This is a genomic window from Desulfoluna spongiiphila, assembly GCF_900101345.1.
Lineage (GTDB): Bacteria > Desulfobacterota > Desulfobacteria > Desulfobacterales > Desulfolunaceae > Desulfoluna > Desulfoluna spongiiphila.
This window is the reverse complement of the sequence record NZ_FMUX01000008.1, coordinates 70,650-86,643: the sequence shown is the minus strand read 5'-3', so window position 1 is coordinate 86,643 and position 15,994 is coordinate 70,650. Positions and strand designations below refer to the sequence as shown.

13 protein-coding genes are annotated in these 15,994 nt (G+C 57.8%); 9 read left to right on the top strand and 4 right to left on the bottom strand.

Annotated elements, in window-relative coordinates:
* Positions 1–34: 34 nt before the first annotated feature.
* Together BLQ12_RS12230 and BLQ12_RS12225 are read right to left on the bottom strand one after the other, a co-directional pair.
* Positions 35–838 carry an ABC transporter ATP-binding protein gene (locus tag BLQ12_RS12230; protein ID WP_092210942.1) on the bottom strand — a complete coding sequence of 268 codons (804 nt, stop codon included), beginning with the start codon at positions 836–838 and terminating at the stop codon, positions 35–37.
* On the bottom strand, positions 835–1,953 hold the full coding sequence (locus BLQ12_RS12225; RefSeq protein ID WP_226860219.1) for a FecCD family ABC transporter permease: 1,119 nt from the start codon (positions 1,951–1,953) through the stop codon (positions 835–837). Before BLQ12_RS12225 ends, BLQ12_RS12230 begins: the two co-directional genes overlap by 4 nt.
* A gap of 599 nt (positions 1,954–2,552) precedes the next feature.
* On the opposite strand from BLQ12_RS12225, the gene BLQ12_RS12220 reads away from it, so the two are divergent.
* From BLQ12_RS12220 to BLQ12_RS12210, 3 genes are all read left to right on the top strand, one after another.
* Complete coding sequence (locus BLQ12_RS12220; RefSeq protein ID WP_092210941.1) at positions 2,553–2,891, top strand: P-II family nitrogen regulator; 339 nt, start codon at positions 2,553–2,555, stop codon at positions 2,889–2,891.
* Between the two features lie 51 nt (positions 2,892–2,942).
* Complete coding sequence (locus BLQ12_RS12215; protein ID WP_092210940.1) at positions 2,943–4,346, top strand: ammonium transporter; 1,404 nt, start codon at positions 2,943–2,945, stop codon at positions 4,344–4,346.
* 81 nt (positions 4,347–4,427) lie between these two features.
* Positions 4,428–5,207, top strand: coding sequence for a nitrogenase component 1 (locus BLQ12_RS12210; RefSeq protein ID WP_092210939.1), 780 nt, complete (start codon positions 4,428–4,430; stop codon positions 5,205–5,207).
* Positions 5,208–5,434: 227 nt separating this feature from the next.
* Here BLQ12_RS12210 and BLQ12_RS12205 read toward each other — a convergent pair whose 3' ends face one another.
* Both BLQ12_RS12205 and BLQ12_RS12200 read right to left on the bottom strand, forming a co-directional pair.
* On the bottom strand, positions 5,435–6,394 hold the full coding sequence (locus BLQ12_RS12205) for an ABC transporter ATP-binding protein (RefSeq protein WP_092210938.1): 960 nt from the start codon (positions 6,392–6,394) through the stop codon (positions 5,435–5,437).
* Positions 6,391–7,401: an ABC transporter ATP-binding protein gene (locus BLQ12_RS12200; RefSeq protein WP_092210937.1), complete on the bottom strand. Its 1,011-nt coding sequence runs from the start codon at positions 7,399–7,401 to the stop codon at positions 6,391–6,393. Before BLQ12_RS12200 ends, BLQ12_RS12205 begins: the two co-directional genes overlap by 4 nt.
* A gap of 255 nt (positions 7,402–7,656) precedes the next feature.
* Between BLQ12_RS12200 and BLQ12_RS12195 the strand changes: the two genes are divergently transcribed.
* From BLQ12_RS12195 to BLQ12_RS12170, 6 genes are all read left to right on the top strand, one after another.
* A complete protein-coding gene (locus tag BLQ12_RS12195; RefSeq protein ID WP_092210936.1) occupies positions 7,657–9,249 on the top strand; it encodes an ABC transporter substrate-binding protein in 1,593 nt (530 codons plus the stop codon).
* 257 nt (positions 9,250–9,506) lie between these two features.
* Complete coding sequence (locus BLQ12_RS12190) at positions 9,507–10,436, top strand: ABC transporter permease (RefSeq protein WP_092210935.1); 930 nt, start codon at positions 9,507–9,509, stop codon at positions 10,434–10,436.
* Positions 10,436–11,266 carry an ABC transporter permease gene (locus BLQ12_RS12185; protein WP_092210934.1) on the top strand — a complete coding sequence of 277 codons (831 nt, stop codon included), beginning with the start codon at positions 10,436–10,438 and terminating at the stop codon, positions 11,264–11,266. Before BLQ12_RS12190 ends, BLQ12_RS12185 begins: the two co-directional genes overlap by 1 nt.
* Before the next feature lie 212 nt (positions 11,267–11,478).
* Positions 11,479–13,077, top strand: a complete 1,599-nt coding sequence (locus BLQ12_RS12180) for an amidohydrolase (RefSeq protein WP_092210933.1) — start codon at positions 11,479–11,481, stop codon at positions 13,075–13,077.
* A 118-nt stretch (positions 13,078–13,195) separates the two neighbouring features.
* Positions 13,196–13,633, top strand: a complete 438-nt coding sequence (locus BLQ12_RS12175; protein WP_175469712.1) for a DUF3592 domain-containing protein — start codon at positions 13,196–13,198, stop codon at positions 13,631–13,633.
* A 1,069-nt stretch (positions 13,634–14,702) separates the two neighbouring features.
* Positions 14,703–15,868 (top strand): IS3 family transposase gene (locus BLQ12_RS12170; RefSeq protein ID WP_092210931.1). Its coding sequence is split into 2 segments (ribosomal slippage): positions 14,703–14,988 and positions 14,988–15,868, totalling 1,167 coding nucleotides; the frame shifts between segments, so codons are not numbered across the junction.
* Positions 15,869–15,994: the final 126 nt, after the last annotated feature.

Here is a 15,994-nt window from a genome sequence, read left to right as displayed (position 1 = left end):
AAAGGATCAACGAAATCCGGGGCGTGCCCGGCTCTTATCCGGCTTTGACCAGTGACGGCCCCATGGCTACGGTAGCCTGGTGGCTGTCCAGGGGCACCACCACGGTGTGTCCCCGGACGCGTTCCAGGGCAACGGGAAGCCCGTAGACCTTTCGGATCATCTCCGGGGTGACCTCGTCGCGGGAACAGAAGGCCTCCATGGTGCCGTTGTTCAGCAGGAGAAAATAATCGGCATGGCGGAAGGCCAGGTTCAGGTCGTGCATGGAGACCACGGCCGTAAGCCCCTGGCTCGCCACGACCTCTGACATACGATCCATCACCGCCATTTGATTTTTGAGATCCAGGCTGCTGGTGGGTTCGTCCATGAGGAGGAGCTCGGGCTCCTGGGCCAGGGCGCGGGCAATCGTGACCTTCTGCAGCTCGCCACCGCTTAAGCTACCTGCGGGCCGCAGGGCCAGGTGGTCCAGATGCATGGTGACAAGGATCTTTTCCACCATGGCCAGGTCTTTCCGGGACGGCGCCCAGGTGATGTAGGGCTTGCGCCCCAGAAGCACGGTGTCGAAGACGGAAAGGAGCTGCGCTCCGGAGCTCTGGGGGACATAGGCCACGTGCCTGGAGAGTTGTCGCCTTGGCATCCGGCGGAGATCCCGGCCGTTGAGGTGCACCTCGCCACAGGAGGGTGTAAGGATCCGGATCAGGCATTTAAGCAGGGTCGATTTTCCGGCTCCGTTGACACCCAGGACGCCGCAGACACATCCCGGGGGAAGCTCGAAACCGACGCCGCTGAAGACCGGGTCGCTGCCGTAACCAAAGCTGAGATCTTGCACGAAAAATGTCATCTGTTCATCCCCCGTATCAGAAGGAAAAGGAAAAGCGGAGCCCCCATAAAGGAGGTCAGGACCCCCACGGGAAGAGCCCCGGACCCCACAAGCAGGCGCCCTGCCGTGTCCGCAGCCAGGAGCAGCAGGGCCCCGATGAGGCAGGAGAAGGGCAAAAGCAACCTGTGGTCACCCCCCACCAACCGGCGGCTGATGTGGGGTGCCAGGAGCCCCAAAAACGCGATGACGCCGTGAAACGCGGTGACCAGGGCGGCCACCAGGGTGGCAAGAATCATCCCGGTAAGGCGAAGACCGGTGACGTTGACCCCCAGGGCCTGGGCCTCGTCTTCTCCGGCCGCCAGGGCATTTAGGTTCCACCGGTTCATCAGGAAATAGAAAAGCACGACAAGGGTCACGCCCCCCAAGATCCCCAGTTCCTGCCAGCTGGAACGGGCCACGTCCCCAAAGGTCCAGAAGACAACCGCTGCCAGCTCCACCTCGGAGGCAAAGTACTGGATTAAAATGGTGCCGGAGGTGAAAAGGGCCGACAGGGCGATGCCGGCGAGAATGACGGATTCCGGGGACATGCCGCGCAAGCGCGCCAGGATGAGAATCACCACCGTGGCAGACATGGCCCCTGAAAAGGCACAAAGCGTCACGGTGCACATGCCGTTAAGGGACCAGGCCTGGGGAGCGCTGGCTGCCAGGGCTCCCTGTTCCAGGCCTCCGGCCCCCAGGGCCACGATGGCAAACGCCGCGCCGCAGGCCGCTCCCTGATTGATGCCCAGGGTAAAGGGCGAGGCCAATGGGTTCTTGAGAAGGCTCTGGGTGACCACCCCCGAGAGTCCCAGGCCGCATCCGGCCACCACGGCCGCCGTGATCCTCGGGAGCCGGATGCTCCACACCACGATGCGGGCTGTCCCTGTCTCAAGGCCGAAGAGGCTTCGGACAACGGCGGAAATCGTCAGGTGGTACGAGCCCACGGTGACGGCCCAGACCCCAAGGCCGAGAAGCACGATGCTCAGCCCCGTAAACAGAAGGGACCGTCGTGCCAGGGTTACCCCGTACAACCGGGCAACAGGCCCTGGCCCCTCAAAGGGAGAGACGTTTCCCCCTTGTGTCTCCATGTATTCCATACATGCCCTCCGACAGGCAGGCTGCACGCCCTTTCCTGTCCGGAAAATAAAAAAAGGCCACAAAGGCTCAACCACCTCTTTTGAGATGGCTTGAGCCTTCGTGGCCTTTGGGTTGCGGATAACGGATCCGGGGAGCGTGGACCCATGGTTCATGGTGGGCCGCGGACCGCCGGATAACCGGGTATGTGAACAACGAAACGTCAATCGAATACCAACGGCTTCTTGCCGCAATTTATCTACACTTAGCAGTTTTTTTGTTTATGTCAAGGATGGATAGGGTTCTTGGGAAAATAACAGATTTGAAAAGGGGTACGGTGACACAGGGGACGATGGGGCGACGGAGCGGCGAATAACATGGCGACAGGTAGATATGACAAATGTGTGGTTTTTCGTTTTTTAAAATACAAAAATGTTGTGGTGTGTGGCGTGGTGAGAGCTCTGAAGTACGTATTCTTTCTGGGGTATTATGATGTAATCGTCTGTTTTTTAAGCTTCTATGGTGCTTTAAATGCCAAATGTGGTCATTCTGGCATACGCGTTGCACTATCTACCCTTCAACATTACAGAGGCAGGATTCCACGACAAAAAAGGAGATTTTCATGCGAAAAATCGAAGCAATCATCAAGCCGTCCCGGCTGGACGAGGTGAAAGATGCGCTGAACGAGATCGGCATCAGCGGGATGACCGTCAGCGAAGTCCGGGGGTTCGGAAGGCAAAAAGGCCATACCGAGATTTTCAGGGGTGCTGAGTACCAGGTGGACTTTATCCCGAAGATCAAGATCGAGATCGTCGTCGAGCTCGCCGTTCTTGAAAAGGTGCTCTCCGTCATTGAGGAAAAGGCAGGCACGGGCAACATCGGGGACGGCAAGGTCTTTGTCCTGCCCGTGGATCAGGCGGTGCGGATCCGTACCGGTGAGTGCGGCCGGGAAGCCTTGTAACCATATGCCATCGTATCGACCATCACCCATAAACGCTAAGGAAAAAGAGAGATGAAAAAAAGACTCATCACATTCACCGCGCTGCTGGTCGCAGCTTCGTCAGCCTGGGCCGGGGACGACACCCCCACGGCCCTGACCAACCGGGATGCCATTGCCCTGGTCCAGGAGCATGCCAACTTTGTCTGGACCCTGGTGGCGGCGTGCCTCGTCTTTTTCATGCAGGCAGGCTTCGCCCTGGTGGAAGCCGGGTTTACCCGCGCGAAAAACGTCATCAACATCATGATGAAAAACCTCATGGATTTTTCCATGGGCTCCCTGGCTTACTGGGCCGTGGGATTCGGGTTGATGTTCGGGGTCAGCAAGGGCGGGTTCATCGGCACCTCGGGCTTCTTTTTGAGCGACTACACCCCCGGGGGAGATCCCTGGATTCTGGCCTTCTGGATGTTCCAGGTGGTGTTTGCGGCCACGGCGGCCACCATTGTCTCCGGAGCCATGGCCGAGCGGACCAAGTTTTCCGCCTACCTTATTTACAGTGTGCTCATCAGCGCCATCATCTACCCCATCTTCGGAAGCTGGGCCTGGGGCGGGCTCCTCAACGGGAGCGGATGGCTTGAAAAACTGGGATTCATCGATTTCGCAGGATCTACGGTGGTGCACTCTGTGGGTGGCTGGGCCGCCCTGGCCGGGGCCATGGTCCTTGGCCCGAGGATGGGCAAGTACACCAAGGACGGCAAAGTCAAGCCGATCCTGGGACACAACATCGGACTGGCTGCCCTGGGCGTTTTCATCCTGTGGCTCGGATGGTTCGGGTTTAACCCCGGCTCCACCACCACAGCGGACAAGAGCATTGCCATGATCTTTGTCAACACGAACCTGTCGGCCGCCTCGGCGTCCGTTGCCGCCATGGTCGTCTCCTGGATCATCTTCGGCAAGCCCGAGGTGGGCATGAGCCTCAACGGTGCCCTTGCCGGGCTGGTGGGGATCACCGCTGGCTGCGCCAACGTCACCCCCACTAGCGCCATCATTATCGGGCTCATCGCAGGTGTCCTGGTGGTCTTCTCCGTCCTTTTCTTCGACAAGTGCCGCATTGACGATCCCGTGGGCGCCATCTCCGTCCACGGCGTGTGCGGCGCCTGGGGCACCCTTGCTGCAGGGATTTTCGACATGGGCGGATTCTCCATGTCGGTGGTCACCGTCCAGCTCATCGGCATCGCGGCCTGCTTTGCCTGGACCTTCCCCACGGCCTTCGGCCTCTTCAAGCTCCTTGAAAAGACCATGGGGCTCCGCGTCTCCCCCGAAGAGGAGATGGAAGGGCTCGACCTGTGCGAACACGGCGGCACCGCCTACCCCAACTTTGAAGTGTTCAACTACGGCGGTGGCGGCGGGTCACCGAAAGCCGCAGGCGGCATGGGCGAAGCCGTTGCCCTTAAACGGCCGCCCGAACCGGCCCACTAACCTCAACCATACCCACGTAAAACCGGCTTCCGGCGGTAGCCACCCAGCACCGCCGGAGCCTCCGTACGAAAGGAGTTTTCCATGCATACCCCACGTATCCCCCACTGCTGCGAACCAGGAACCGTCCTCTCCCCTGTCACCGATGCCCTGCATCTGGTCTACGGTGACAACGGACACGCGGCCTGTCCGTGGAAGACCCATGGGAAACCCCCTGTTGAATCGAAAACAAAGCGCCCTGCCCTTTCGGTGCATTTGGAAGGTGTGCGTGGGCTCTCCCAGGGACGAAGGCGCCTCTACCGGGGCTTGACGGATCTCATCGACGGGCACCATCCGGCGGCGGCCTTTGTCTACCCCAAAGGCAAGGGGGAGCGCCTGGGCGATGAGGTGGACGCGGTGTGCAGCCGGGTGGAAGAAGAGACGGGGATCCCGGTGATTCCCGTCCATTCGGAAGGGCCCGGGGGAACACGCAAGGACGGTGGCCGGGCGGCCTGTGAAGCCCTGTTCCGGCTCATGGGGACAGGCTCCACCGAGGGGATCTCCCCCGGGAGCGTCAACATACTGGCCGCGTCCCATGCAAGGGGTGTTGCAGGGGCACTTAAGAGACTTTTTCTGGAACGGGGCACGGAGGTGGTGGCGATGCTTCCCGGGTGCAGCTGCGTAGCGGACATCCGGCGCAGCCACGGCGTCGCCCTGAACCTTGTGGTGGGCGGCGGGGCCATGCTTCAGCTGGCCCTCATGATGGAGATTGAGTACGGGATTCCCTTTGTGCAGGTGTCTGGTGACCGAGGGGAGATGATGGCGGGCGGGCTTTCGGCCGTCGCGACCATGGGAGCGAAGGGGAAAGCAGCCTTCCATGGTTAAAGTCCGGTGAACCACGCCTCCGGCGGCAAGGTGTGCCATCTTGAAAGCAGGTTGCGAATGCGCTTTCCCCTTCGTTCCTCAGGGAAAATCACATGCGCCTTTGATTCAGTTTAAACTGAATTGTTTATCTAACGTTTAAAAAGGTTGGCCCCAGGCAGTGCCGGCGGAGGCATCTTGAAACCCCATGCCCTTCTGTGGCGAAGGGCATGGGGCGAGGTTTTTTTATATCAGCAGTAGTGGCAGGCCGCCTTGCGGCCTGCCTCTTTTGTTTCCAGCTCAGGTTCCACCAGGTCGCACCCTTCCTGACGGTTGGGGCAACGGGGGTGGAAGCTGCATCCTTTGGGCGGGTGGATGGGGCTCGGCACGTCGCCGGAGAGGATGATGCGGTCCCGGGGTCTGTCCGGGTCGGGGTGGGGAATGGCCGAGAGGAGCGCCTTGGTGTAGGGGTGCTTCGGGTTGGCGTAGACCTCCTCGCAGGTGCCCTCTTCCACCACCTTTCCCAAGTACATGACGGCGATGCGGTCGCAGATATGCTCCACCACGGCCAGGTCATGGGAGATGATGATGTACGAGAGGTTGAACTCTTCCTGGATGTCGATGAGCAGGTTGATGATCTGGGCCTGGATGGAGACATCAAGGGCGGAGACGGGCTCGTCCCCGATGATCATCATGGGGTTCAGGGCCAGGGCCCGGGCGATGCCGATGCGCTGACGCTGGCCGCCGGAGAACTCGTGGGGGTAGCGGTTGCCCTGCTCCGGGGAGAGGCCCACTTTTTTCAGGAGCCAGGCGGTGCGGTCGCTTCGTTCGGACTCGCTGCCCATGCCATGGACCTTCATGGGTTCTCCGATGGCCCGGTTGACGGTCATGCGCGGGTTGAGCGAGGAGAACGGGTCCTGGAAGATCATCTGCATCTTCTGGCGGGTGCGGCGCATCTCAGGCGGGGTGAGGCTGTCGAGATCGGTGCCGTTGAACAGGAGCTTTCCGTCGGTTTTTTCGATGAGCTTCATGGCGGCCAGGCCCGTGGTGGTTTTACCGCACCCGGATTCGCCGACAATGCCCAGGGTTTCACCCCTTCCCAGGGTGAGGTTGACGCCGTCCACGGCGTGGACCACGTCTTTGCAGCCGCAAAAGCCGCCTTTGACGGGAAAATGGACTTTCAGGTTTTCAACGCTCAGAAGGTTTGTCACGCGGCGGCTCCTTTCACGCTGGCCGATTCACACATCCAGCATCGCACCTCGTGGCCCGGTGACACCTGGAACAGGGGCGGCAGTTCGTTTTGGCAGCGCTCATTTCGGTGGGGGCACCGGGGGGCGAAGCTGCACCCTTGGGGAAGATCGTAAAGGCTGGGCACCATGCCGGTGATCTCCGTGAGGCGGCTGTTGCCGTCGGCGTCTTTTGAGCCGATGACGGGTACCGAGTTCATGAGCCCTTTGGTGTACGGGTGCCCGGTTTCGCGAAACAGGGGGCGCGTGGGAGCGGACTCCACGATGCGGCCCGCGTACATCACAATGACCCGGTTGGCCATCTCCGCGATGATACCCAGGTCGTGGGTGATCATCATGATGGAGGTCTTCTGCTTTGCCTGAAGCTTGAGCATGAGGTCCATGATCTGGGCCTGGACCGTAACATCCAGGGCCGTGGTGGGCTCATCGGCGATGAGGATCTCCGGATCGCAGGCAAGGGCCATGGCGATCATCACCCTTTGCCTCATGCCGCCGGAGAGCTGGTGGGGATATTCCTTGACCCGCCGTGCGGGCTCCGGCACCTGGACTTTTTCCAGCATCTCCACCGCCTTTTGCATGCTCTCTTTCTTGGATACCCCGCGATGGAGGGCGTAGACCTCGCCGATCTGCCTGCCCACGGTTTTCACCGGGTTGAGGGAGGTCATGGGCTCCTGAAAGATCATGGAAATGCGATCGCCGCGAATTTTGCGCATCTGTCGGGTAGACAGAGAGACGATGTCTTTGCCGTCGTAGAGGATCTCGCCGCTCTCAATGCGTCCCGGTGGTTCCGGAATAAGCCGCATGATGGACTGGGCGGTCACGCTCTTGCCGCAGCCGGACTCCCCCACCACTCCCAGGATCTCCCCGGGATACATCCCGAAAGAGACACCGTTCACCGCGTGGGCCACACCCCGCTGGGTGTGAAAACGCGTGGTGAGGTTCTTCACTTCCAATAAATAATCGTTTTGCATGGTACCCCTGATTGAATGAAAATTGAGCAAAAATTAATACCAGCAAATCATGACCCGTTCAACTGTTAATAATCTGTATCACCCCTAAACAGTTGGCCAAGAGAGGCTTTTCTCATTTTATATTCCTGTGCAGGGAACATAAATTCAGATTTATGATAACTTATTGACAGCCAATTGATCGTGTGGTTCTATTTTTAGTTCTCACAAAAATTATTTTTGTATAATCAGTCACAGTAAATCAGGAGGATCGTTTTGATGAAGAAGATTGGAATGTTGCTGCTCGCCGCGGTGACGGCTCTTCTGGTGACGGCGGGTGGGGCGACGGCCTCTTCCGGCGGGACCTTTGTATTCTGCGCGCCCTACGGAGGGGACCTTTTTTCCCTTGATATGCACAAAACCTCGCGTACCCAGGACTACATCGTCGGCCTGAACATCAACCGCAGCCTCTACAAGTGGGATGCGGACCAGAGCAAGCCGGTTCTTGATCTCGCCACCGACGTCAAGGTCTCCGCCGACGGCAAGACCTACACCTTCACCCTCCGCAAGAACGTCAAGTTCCACAACGGCCGCACCCTCACCGCCGATGACGTCATCTGGAGCTACAACCGCATCGCCCAGCCCGAGACCACCTCTTCCGCGGCCAGCTACATCGCCAACATCGACGGGGCCGAGGCTGTCATCGCAGGCAAGGCCAAGACCATCACCGGCCTTTCAAAGGTTGATGATTACACCGTCAAGATGACCTTGAAGCACCCCGTTGCCATCGGGTACTCCCTCTGCAAGGTGGAGACGGCCATCGTCCCCCGTGAGGCCATTGAAGGCAAAGAGGCTGCATTTTCAACCAATCCCGTGGGATGCGGCCCCTTCAAATTCGTCAAGTGGGTGCGCGGCAGCGAAGTGATCCTCGAAAAATTCGACGGCTACTTTGAACCCGGCAAGCCCTACATCGACAAGCTGGTCTACAAGATCATGCCCGAAGGCGCGGCCCGTGACATCGCTTTCCGTGCAGGCGAGCTCGACGCCAACATCGTGGGTGCCTCCCAGTACCCCATCTACCAGCGCGATCCCGAGATCAAGGACCACATGATCGAGGTGGCCGAGATGTACACCCGCATCATCGGTTTCAACTCCGAGTTCAAGCCCTTTGCCGACAAGCGCGTGCGCCAGGCCATCAACCACGCCATCAACGCCGAGCTTATCATCAAAAAGCTCCTCAAGAACAAGGCGGTTCCCGCCACCGGTTACCTGCCCACCAGCTCCCCCGCCTATGAAAAGGCCATGAAGGGCTACGAGTACAACCTGGCCAGGGCCAAAGAGCTGATGAAAGAGGCGGGCTACGAAGACGGGTTCACCTTCGAGTGCATCGCAACAGCCAACAAGAGCTGGGGCGTGGGCATCGTGGAATCCCTGATTCCCTTCATGAAACGCATCAACATCACCATCAAGCCCCAGCAGCTCGAAGGCGCCGCCCTGGGCGAGCGCTGCCGTACCGGCAAATTCGACGCCTTTATCTGGTCCATCGAGTCCGGTCCCGATCCCCTGGAGACCCTGAACCGCTTCCGCTCCACCACCCCGAGGTCCGCAGGCAACTACACCGCCTATGCCAACGCCGATTACGACAAGGCCCTGGACAAAGCTGCCGCCGCCTCCTCCGAGGCCGAGAGAATCGAGTGGGTCAAGAAGGCCAACCGCATCCTCTTTGAGGACGCCCCCTTCTGGTTCTTTAACTACAACAAGGCCATCATCGCCTACCATCCCTGGGTCCACGGCATCAAGCCCGTGGCCATTGAGATGATGCTTCAGGACTTCACCAACCTGAAACTCGACGACAGCTCTCCGCGAAAGTAAGAGCCTGCGTCCGTAAGGATTGAAACAAAAAGCCCCTGGGTCACACATCAACGACAGAGCCGTGCCGCACTCCGGCGGCTCTGTGGTTGCGCCGGTGAGCAAGTACCACGGGTTTTGTTACATCACAATTTTTCGGAAAGGCCCTGCATCGGCGGAACACGCCCCATGCAAGGCACCAATGGCCCTGCCGGCATGCCGGCGGGGCCATTGATACGCTTTTCGGCACCATCCATTTTTTATCCCAGGTTGTTCAACGTATGAGAGCTTACGCTTTTCGCCGTATTTTACAATTCATCCCCACGATCCTGATCATTTCGGTGATCATGTTCGTGCTGCTCAACCTCTTGCCGGGGAACGCCGCCCTCATGGCAGGCGACCAGCGCAAGGCACCGGACCCCCGGATCGTTGAGCAGCTCAAGAAAGAGTGGGGAATCGACAAACCGGTGCACACCCGTTATTTTATCTATCTCAAAGGGCTCGTCCAGGGAGACCTGGGCACCTCGTTTCTGCGACGGGAGCCGGTGAACAAGCTGGTGGGAGAGCGCATCTGGCCCACCCTGCGCCTCTCCATCGCGGCCCTTCTCATCTCCGTTGGCATCGGCATCCCCTTAGGCTTTATCTCGGCCCTCAAGCGGGGGACCCTTCTGGACTCGGCCTCCATGATAGGCGCGGTCTCCGGGGTGTCGCTCCCCCAGTTCTGGCTGGGGCTCCTTTTGATGTACCTCTTTTCCGTTGTCCTGGGCTGGCTCCCCTCCTCGGGCTACGGCCACGGTAAATTCGCCAACCTCATCATGCCCGCCATCACCCTGGGCATCGGCTACACCGCCCTTCTCGCCCGGGCCACCCGGGCCGCCGTCCTTGAAGTGCTGCACAAAGATTACATCCGCACCGCACGGGCCAAGGGTCTCTCCGAACTCCTGGTCAACTGGCGCCACGTCATGCGAAACACCATGGTGCTGGTTCTGACCACGGCAGGCCTTCAGTTCGGCGCCCTCATCGGCCAGACGGTAATCGTGGAGAAGCTTTTCTCCTGGCCGGGCCTGGGCTCCCTTCTGGTGGACTCCATCTTTCAGCGGGACATCCCCGTCACCCAGGGGTGTATCCTGGTGATGATCCTTGTCTTTCTCATCGTGAACCTTGTGGTGGATCTTCTCTATTCGGTGGTGGATCCGAGGATTGAATACTGATGGCATTTTCCAAAGCGGCACTCAAAGGCAAAAGCAACCTGATCATCGGCGCGGTCCTGACCGCCCTGGTCATCGGCATGGCGGTGTTCGCACCCCTTCTTGCTCCCTATCACCCCGTCAACGACGCGGACCTCATGGTCTCGGAAGAGCCTCCGTCCAGCGACTACCTCTGCGGCACGGACACCCAGGGACGCGATGTCCTCTCCCGGGTGATCTACGGCTCGCGGATCTCCCTGTCCGTGGGGCTGGTGAGCCAGCTCATCAACACCCTCATCGGCGTGTTCCTGGGGGTCACCGCCGGGTACTTCGGCACCTGGTGGGACGACCTGGTCATGGGCCTGACCAACATCATGCTCTCCATCCCTTCCATGATCTTTGCCCTGGCCATCATGGCCCTTCTGGGCCCGGGGCTGGTGAACGTTTATATCGCCCTGGGGTTTACCAACTGGTCCTTTACCTGCCGGATCACAAGGTCCCAGGTGCTCTCGGCCAAGCGCATCGAATACGTCCGGGCCGCCGAAGCCCTGGGCTACGGCAAGTGGCGCATCATGTTCGGCCAGATCCTCCCCAACGTGGTGGGGCCGATTCTCGTCATTGCCACCCTGGGCATTGCCTACGCTATCCTGACGGAGGCATCCCTCTCTTTTCTCGGCCTCGGCACACAGCCCCCCACCCCGAGCTGGGGCGGGATGCTCTCCAACGCCCGGGAAGAGTTCTTCACGGCTCCCTGGATCTCCATCTATCCGGGCCTGGCCATTTTCGTCACGGTCCTGGGGTTCAACCTTCTGGGCGACGGCTTGCGGGATCTTCTGGATCCGCATAAATTATAGCAATGCACCCTGCCGGGGCCAAACGTTTGCCAATGCTTAAGGGCTGGGTTTGACAAACAGGTTTTAAAATCATTTTGGGTCGCTTGCCCTTTTTCGACTCAGCGATTCTGCAGCAGCCCTTCCCTTCAACTCCGTGGAGCTGAAGGGAAGGGCTGTTGCAACTGAAACGTTTTTGCGGAGCTTTTTTCAAAAAGCGACCCGCCGGAGGCAACATGAAACGCGCCATTGTATCGACCAGGATTTACACGGGGGTAACCGATGCCCCCTTTGCAGAAGCTCTTTTGATGGAAGACGGCCTCATCACGGCTGTGGGTACCACCAAAGAGATCATGTCCCGGGTCACACCGGACACCACTGTCTCCTCCCTCTCCGGCCACCTCGTGGTTCCCGGGCTCGTGGACGCCCACTCCCATCTCGCCAGCTACGGCCTGACCCTCACCCGCGTCAACCTGGTGGGCTTGCCCTCCCTTGCCGCCTGCAGGAAAGCCATTTCAGAGGCCGTTGCCCAGGCCGAGCCCGGCACCTGGATCATCGGGCGGGGTTGGAACCATCATTTCTGGGAGGAACAGCGGGAGCCCACCCGCGCTGATCTTGACGACATCTCCCCCAACCATCCCGTGGTGATGACCCGGGCCTGTGGCCACCTGATCTGGGTCAACGAAAAAGCCCTGGAGATGGCCGGGGTGACCAAAGAGACCGTCACCCCCGAAGGGGGACAGATCGACCGGGACGCGCATGGCGTGCCCACGGGCATTGTCCGCGAGTGCCTGGAGGTGATCCGGGATCACATCCCCCCCGTCACCCACGAGGAGAGAAAGGCCGCCATCCTGGAAGCCCAGGAGCGCACCCTGGCCTTCGGCCTCACCGGCACCCACGTCTGCGAAGAGCTCGACGACTACCTGGCCTACGCCGAGTTGGAAAAAGAGGGCAAGCTCAAGCTCCGCGTCTGCCACCTGTTGCCCCCGGAAGATCTGGAAAAGGCCGACGGCCTGGGCATCATCGCGGGCTCGGGCAGCGAGCACCTCTGGCATACCCATGTCAAGCTCTTCATGGACGGCTCTTTGGGCGCGGAAACCGCCTGGATGTTCGAGGCCTACGAGGGCTCTCCGGGGTGCTGTGGCCTGGCCTGCCTTACCAATGAGGAGCTTCTCGCCCAGATCGAGATGGCCTACAAGACCGGTCGCAGTGTGGCCATCCACGCCATCGGGGACCGGGCCGTCTCCACCGCCCTCGACGGATTTGCAGCCATGCGCGAGCAATACCCCGGCGCTCGGCGTGATCGCATCGAACACGTCCAGCGGGTTACCGACGAAGACCTGAATCGATTCAAAGAGATGGATGTCACCGCCTCGGTACAGCCCGGGTTTCTCCCCACGGACTGGAAGACCGCCGAAGCCAAATGGGGCCTTCCCCGTTGCCGCCATGCCTACACCTGGAAACGCATTCAGGAGGCAGGTATCCGCATGCAGTTCGGCTCCGATGTCCCCGTGGAGTCCAACGACCCCATGATCGGAATCCGCGCGGCCATGTTCCGCACCGACGCCGAGGACAAGCCCACCGGTGGCTGGTTTCCCGAAGAGGCCCTTAGCTTCTGGGAAGCCATCGACGGCTACACGAAAACCGCGGCCTGGACCGCTGGGGTCGAAGACAAGGCAGGCATCATCGCGCCGGGTAAGTGGGCGGATCTGACCATCTTTGACGATGCCTTTGACGAACCGGAAAAGGCGGTGCTGAGAGCCTCTGTGGTGAAGACCATTGTGGGGGGAAAGGAGATGATAGGCAAATCAGGTCCCAGGACAAACAGGGCATAGGGTATAAATGCCGGGTGACGGGACGCCTTTCCTTCATTGCGCAGAAGACAGCTGCCCCTTCATGGGGCAGCTCCGGTTCAGGCCTTTTTCAATCTGTTTCTTATCGGATGGTGAAACCATGACACGACTGGTGATGATCCCCGTGCTTATCTTCGGGGTTTTCCTGCTCTATTTTTCTCAGAAGTTATTTTTTGAAACCAGGCACCTCACAAAGAGCGCCGAGTACACCTACGGGGAGGTGGTGGATTACACCACCAGCAGATCCGATGGAACCACCTACTACCACCCTGTATTGACCTTCACCACCAGGGACGGCCAGAACATCACCCACCATGCCAAATCAGGCAGCTCCGCCCAGGAGTATGCTTACGGCGAGAAAGTTGAACTTCTCTACGACCCCAGTGATCCTTCCAACGCCCGCGTCAACGGGTTTTTCGCCCTTTGGGGCGGCGCCCTCATTGCAGGAATCATAGGGACCTTTCAGGCCGGTATCGCCATGCTCCTGCTGGACAACCCCTTTGCGTCCAAAGAGGATGATGAGGACGACGAGTCCTAGATAGGACATTTCGGCTTCGGTCATCGGAGCCGCCGGACCATGTGAAAAACGGTTGCTCTCCCGCCAAAAAAACGGGAGACAACCGTTTTTTAGTTTCGTGAAACCCATGACACTACCGGGTTGCCCCCTTCCTTTTCCCACAACGCCACCAGTGCTTCCCCGACGACCTGGGCCTCCGCGATACATGTCCCCAGCTTTTCACAAATCCTTTCACAGACAGCCTTCTTTTTTCTTGGCGAATGCACTATTTTTCTCTATATTTGTCAAATATCGTGTTGTTGAGCGCCTTAGATCATTCAGATTCAGCGGCATCCATCCAACCACCCCCGCCTGAAAATTAGCAGGAAGATATGCGTGTACGCTTTACGCCTGCCGCCCACAAATTAGTACCTGAATCCGTGGTCACTATTTTGCATATTGCCGAATCAGTTTGGTTGTATCAATATCGGCCTATAGCCAAAGCAATTTTAAAAAAGAATAATCTGTTTCAAAGCGTTTCTCGATCCTTTGTATGAGCAAAAAACCAGGAGCTATTTGCAAAAATATACAGCTCACCTGTCTCTGCTCATGCAAGAAAAAAACGTTTCAAGACCTTGCTATCAAGTAGGCAAGAATACCGCTTCGATACGACGAAGGATCCAGTCCATCAACCCCGATACGGGATTGATTCGGCCAAAGGAGATAAATGACTTACGACCTGTGTGGATTAATCGCCCTGCCATGTAAATCAAATCCTGAATGACAGTGCGTATCCTCCGCCGCTCTACATAGTGAAGTGGTATACATCGAGCGGACACCTTGCTAAAACACACCCAAACAAAAAGCGAGGTTTCCATGAGCATGTTGCTTTCTTGCCTTCTAACGGCTTAAGGACTTGCGCTTCCTCTCTCTTGAACCGATCGATCGGTCTCTCTCCGGTGGTGCCATGAATGCGTATATCGGCGACCTTCCGCATCCACCAGTATAGATGGGCTTCTAACTGTGCCCATGAATCAAAATGGCGACCTGAAGTGGTATACATCGAGCGGACACCTTGCTAAAACACACCCAAACAAAAAGCGAGGTTTCCATGAGCACCAAGCGTAAAAGAAGAACGTATACCCCTGAATTCAAGAAAGATGCAATCGATCTTGTTGCCAAAAACGAATACAGTTGCAATGAAGCCGCACGGCGTCTTGGAATAGGCTCTTCCATGTTAGCCAGATGGCTACGAGAATCGAGGGACGACGAAGCGGCCCTTGAAGCAGGCCACCCCACAACCAAACAATTGAAAGATGAAATCCGTCTGCTGAAAGCTGAGAATAAACGCCTTGAAATGGAACGTGAAATCCTAAAAAAGGCGGCGGCCTTCTTTGCGAAAGAAGTGAATTAAAATTCGACTTCATCCGGCAGCAAATGAAGGCCTTTCCTGTTGCCATACTTTGTCGGGTCATAGGCGCAAGCCTGAGCGGTTTTTACGACTATCTCAAACGCCTGCTGAGGCCTCCAGATCAGACAGAAAAAGAGCTGGAGGACGCTACTCAACGTATTTTTGACGAATCAAGTCACGCCTATGGCAACAGACGGGTACGGAAAGAACTCCTGAAAAAAGGTTACAAAATCGGTCGCTACAAGGTCCGTAGGTTGATGAAGAAGCTTGGTTTAAAACCCAAAATCTCCAAAAAATACCGAGTCACAACGAACAGTAATCACAAATATCCTGTCGCCAAGAACCTCCTTGACCGACAGTTCAACCCTTCAAGTTATAATAAAGTATGGGCGACTGATATCACATATATATGGACGCTTGAGGGCTGGGCATACCTGGCTATTGTTATGGATCTTTATTCCCGACAAATAGTCGGCTGGAACATTGGAGCAAGAATGACAAAACGCCTCGTTCTTTATGCTCTTGATATGGCTTGGTGGAGACGGCAGCCTGCTCCTGGTTTGCTCCACCACTCAGACAGAGGCTCTCAATATGCCTGCAAAAAATATCAAGAACGGCTCGATAAATATCAAATGGTATGCAGCATGAGCCGAAAGGGTAATTGCTGGGATAATGCCCCTGTAGAACGCTTCTTCCGCAGCCTTAAATCAGAAAGGCTCAGCTTTTGCCGTTTTGAAACAAGAGACCAGGCAAGGTTGGAAGTGCTCGACTACATTGCGTGGTATAATTCAAGCCGGTTACATTCAACATTGGGTTACGTAAGCCCAATGGAGTATGAGGCAGAGCCTTTAAAGCTTGCCGCTTAATTGGGGTGTCCGTTTTTTGTTGACCACTATATATTTCAGCGTGGATAGATGAAGCTACAGAGCAAAAACGGCCTTCCAATATCCGGGAACTTCATGAACATTTACTTTTGAACTATGGGTATGAGC

What these genes read in the sequence shown, in the direction of transcription:
- BLQ12_RS12230 (WP_092210942.1), bottom strand. Translation starts at nt 838, where the DNA reads ATGACATTTTTCGTGCAAGATCTCAGCTTTGGTTACGGCAGCGACCCG.
- BLQ12_RS12225 (WP_226860219.1), bottom strand. Translation starts at nt 1,953, where the DNA reads ATGGAATACATGGAGACACAAGGGGGAAACGTCTCTCCCTTTGAGGGG.
- BLQ12_RS12220 (WP_092210941.1), top strand. Translation starts at nt 2,553, where the DNA reads ATGCGAAAAATCGAAGCAATCATCAAGCCGTCCCGGCTGGACGAGGTG.
- BLQ12_RS12215 (WP_092210940.1), top strand. Translation starts at nt 2,943, where the DNA reads ATGAAAAAAAGACTCATCACATTCACCGCGCTGCTGGTCGCAGCTTCG.
- BLQ12_RS12210 (WP_092210939.1), top strand. Translation starts at nt 4,428, where the DNA reads ATGCATACCCCACGTATCCCCCACTGCTGCGAACCAGGAACCGTCCTC.
- BLQ12_RS12200 (WP_092210937.1), bottom strand. Translation starts at nt 7,401, where the DNA reads ATGCAAAACGATTATTTATTGGAAGTGAAGAACCTCACCACGCGTTTT.
- BLQ12_RS12195 (WP_092210936.1), top strand. Translation starts at nt 7,657, where the DNA reads ATGAAGAAGATTGGAATGTTGCTGCTCGCCGCGGTGACGGCTCTTCTG.
- BLQ12_RS12190 (WP_092210935.1), top strand. Translation starts at nt 9,507, where the DNA reads ATGAGAGCTTACGCTTTTCGCCGTATTTTACAATTCATCCCCACGATC.
- BLQ12_RS12185 (WP_092210934.1), top strand. Translation starts at nt 10,436, where the DNA reads ATGGCATTTTCCAAAGCGGCACTCAAAGGCAAAAGCAACCTGATCATC.
- BLQ12_RS12180 (WP_092210933.1), top strand. Translation starts at nt 11,479, where the DNA reads ATGAAACGCGCCATTGTATCGACCAGGATTTACACGGGGGTAACCGAT.
- BLQ12_RS12175 (WP_175469712.1), top strand. Translation starts at nt 13,196, where the DNA reads ATGACACGACTGGTGATGATCCCCGTGCTTATCTTCGGGGTTTTCCTG.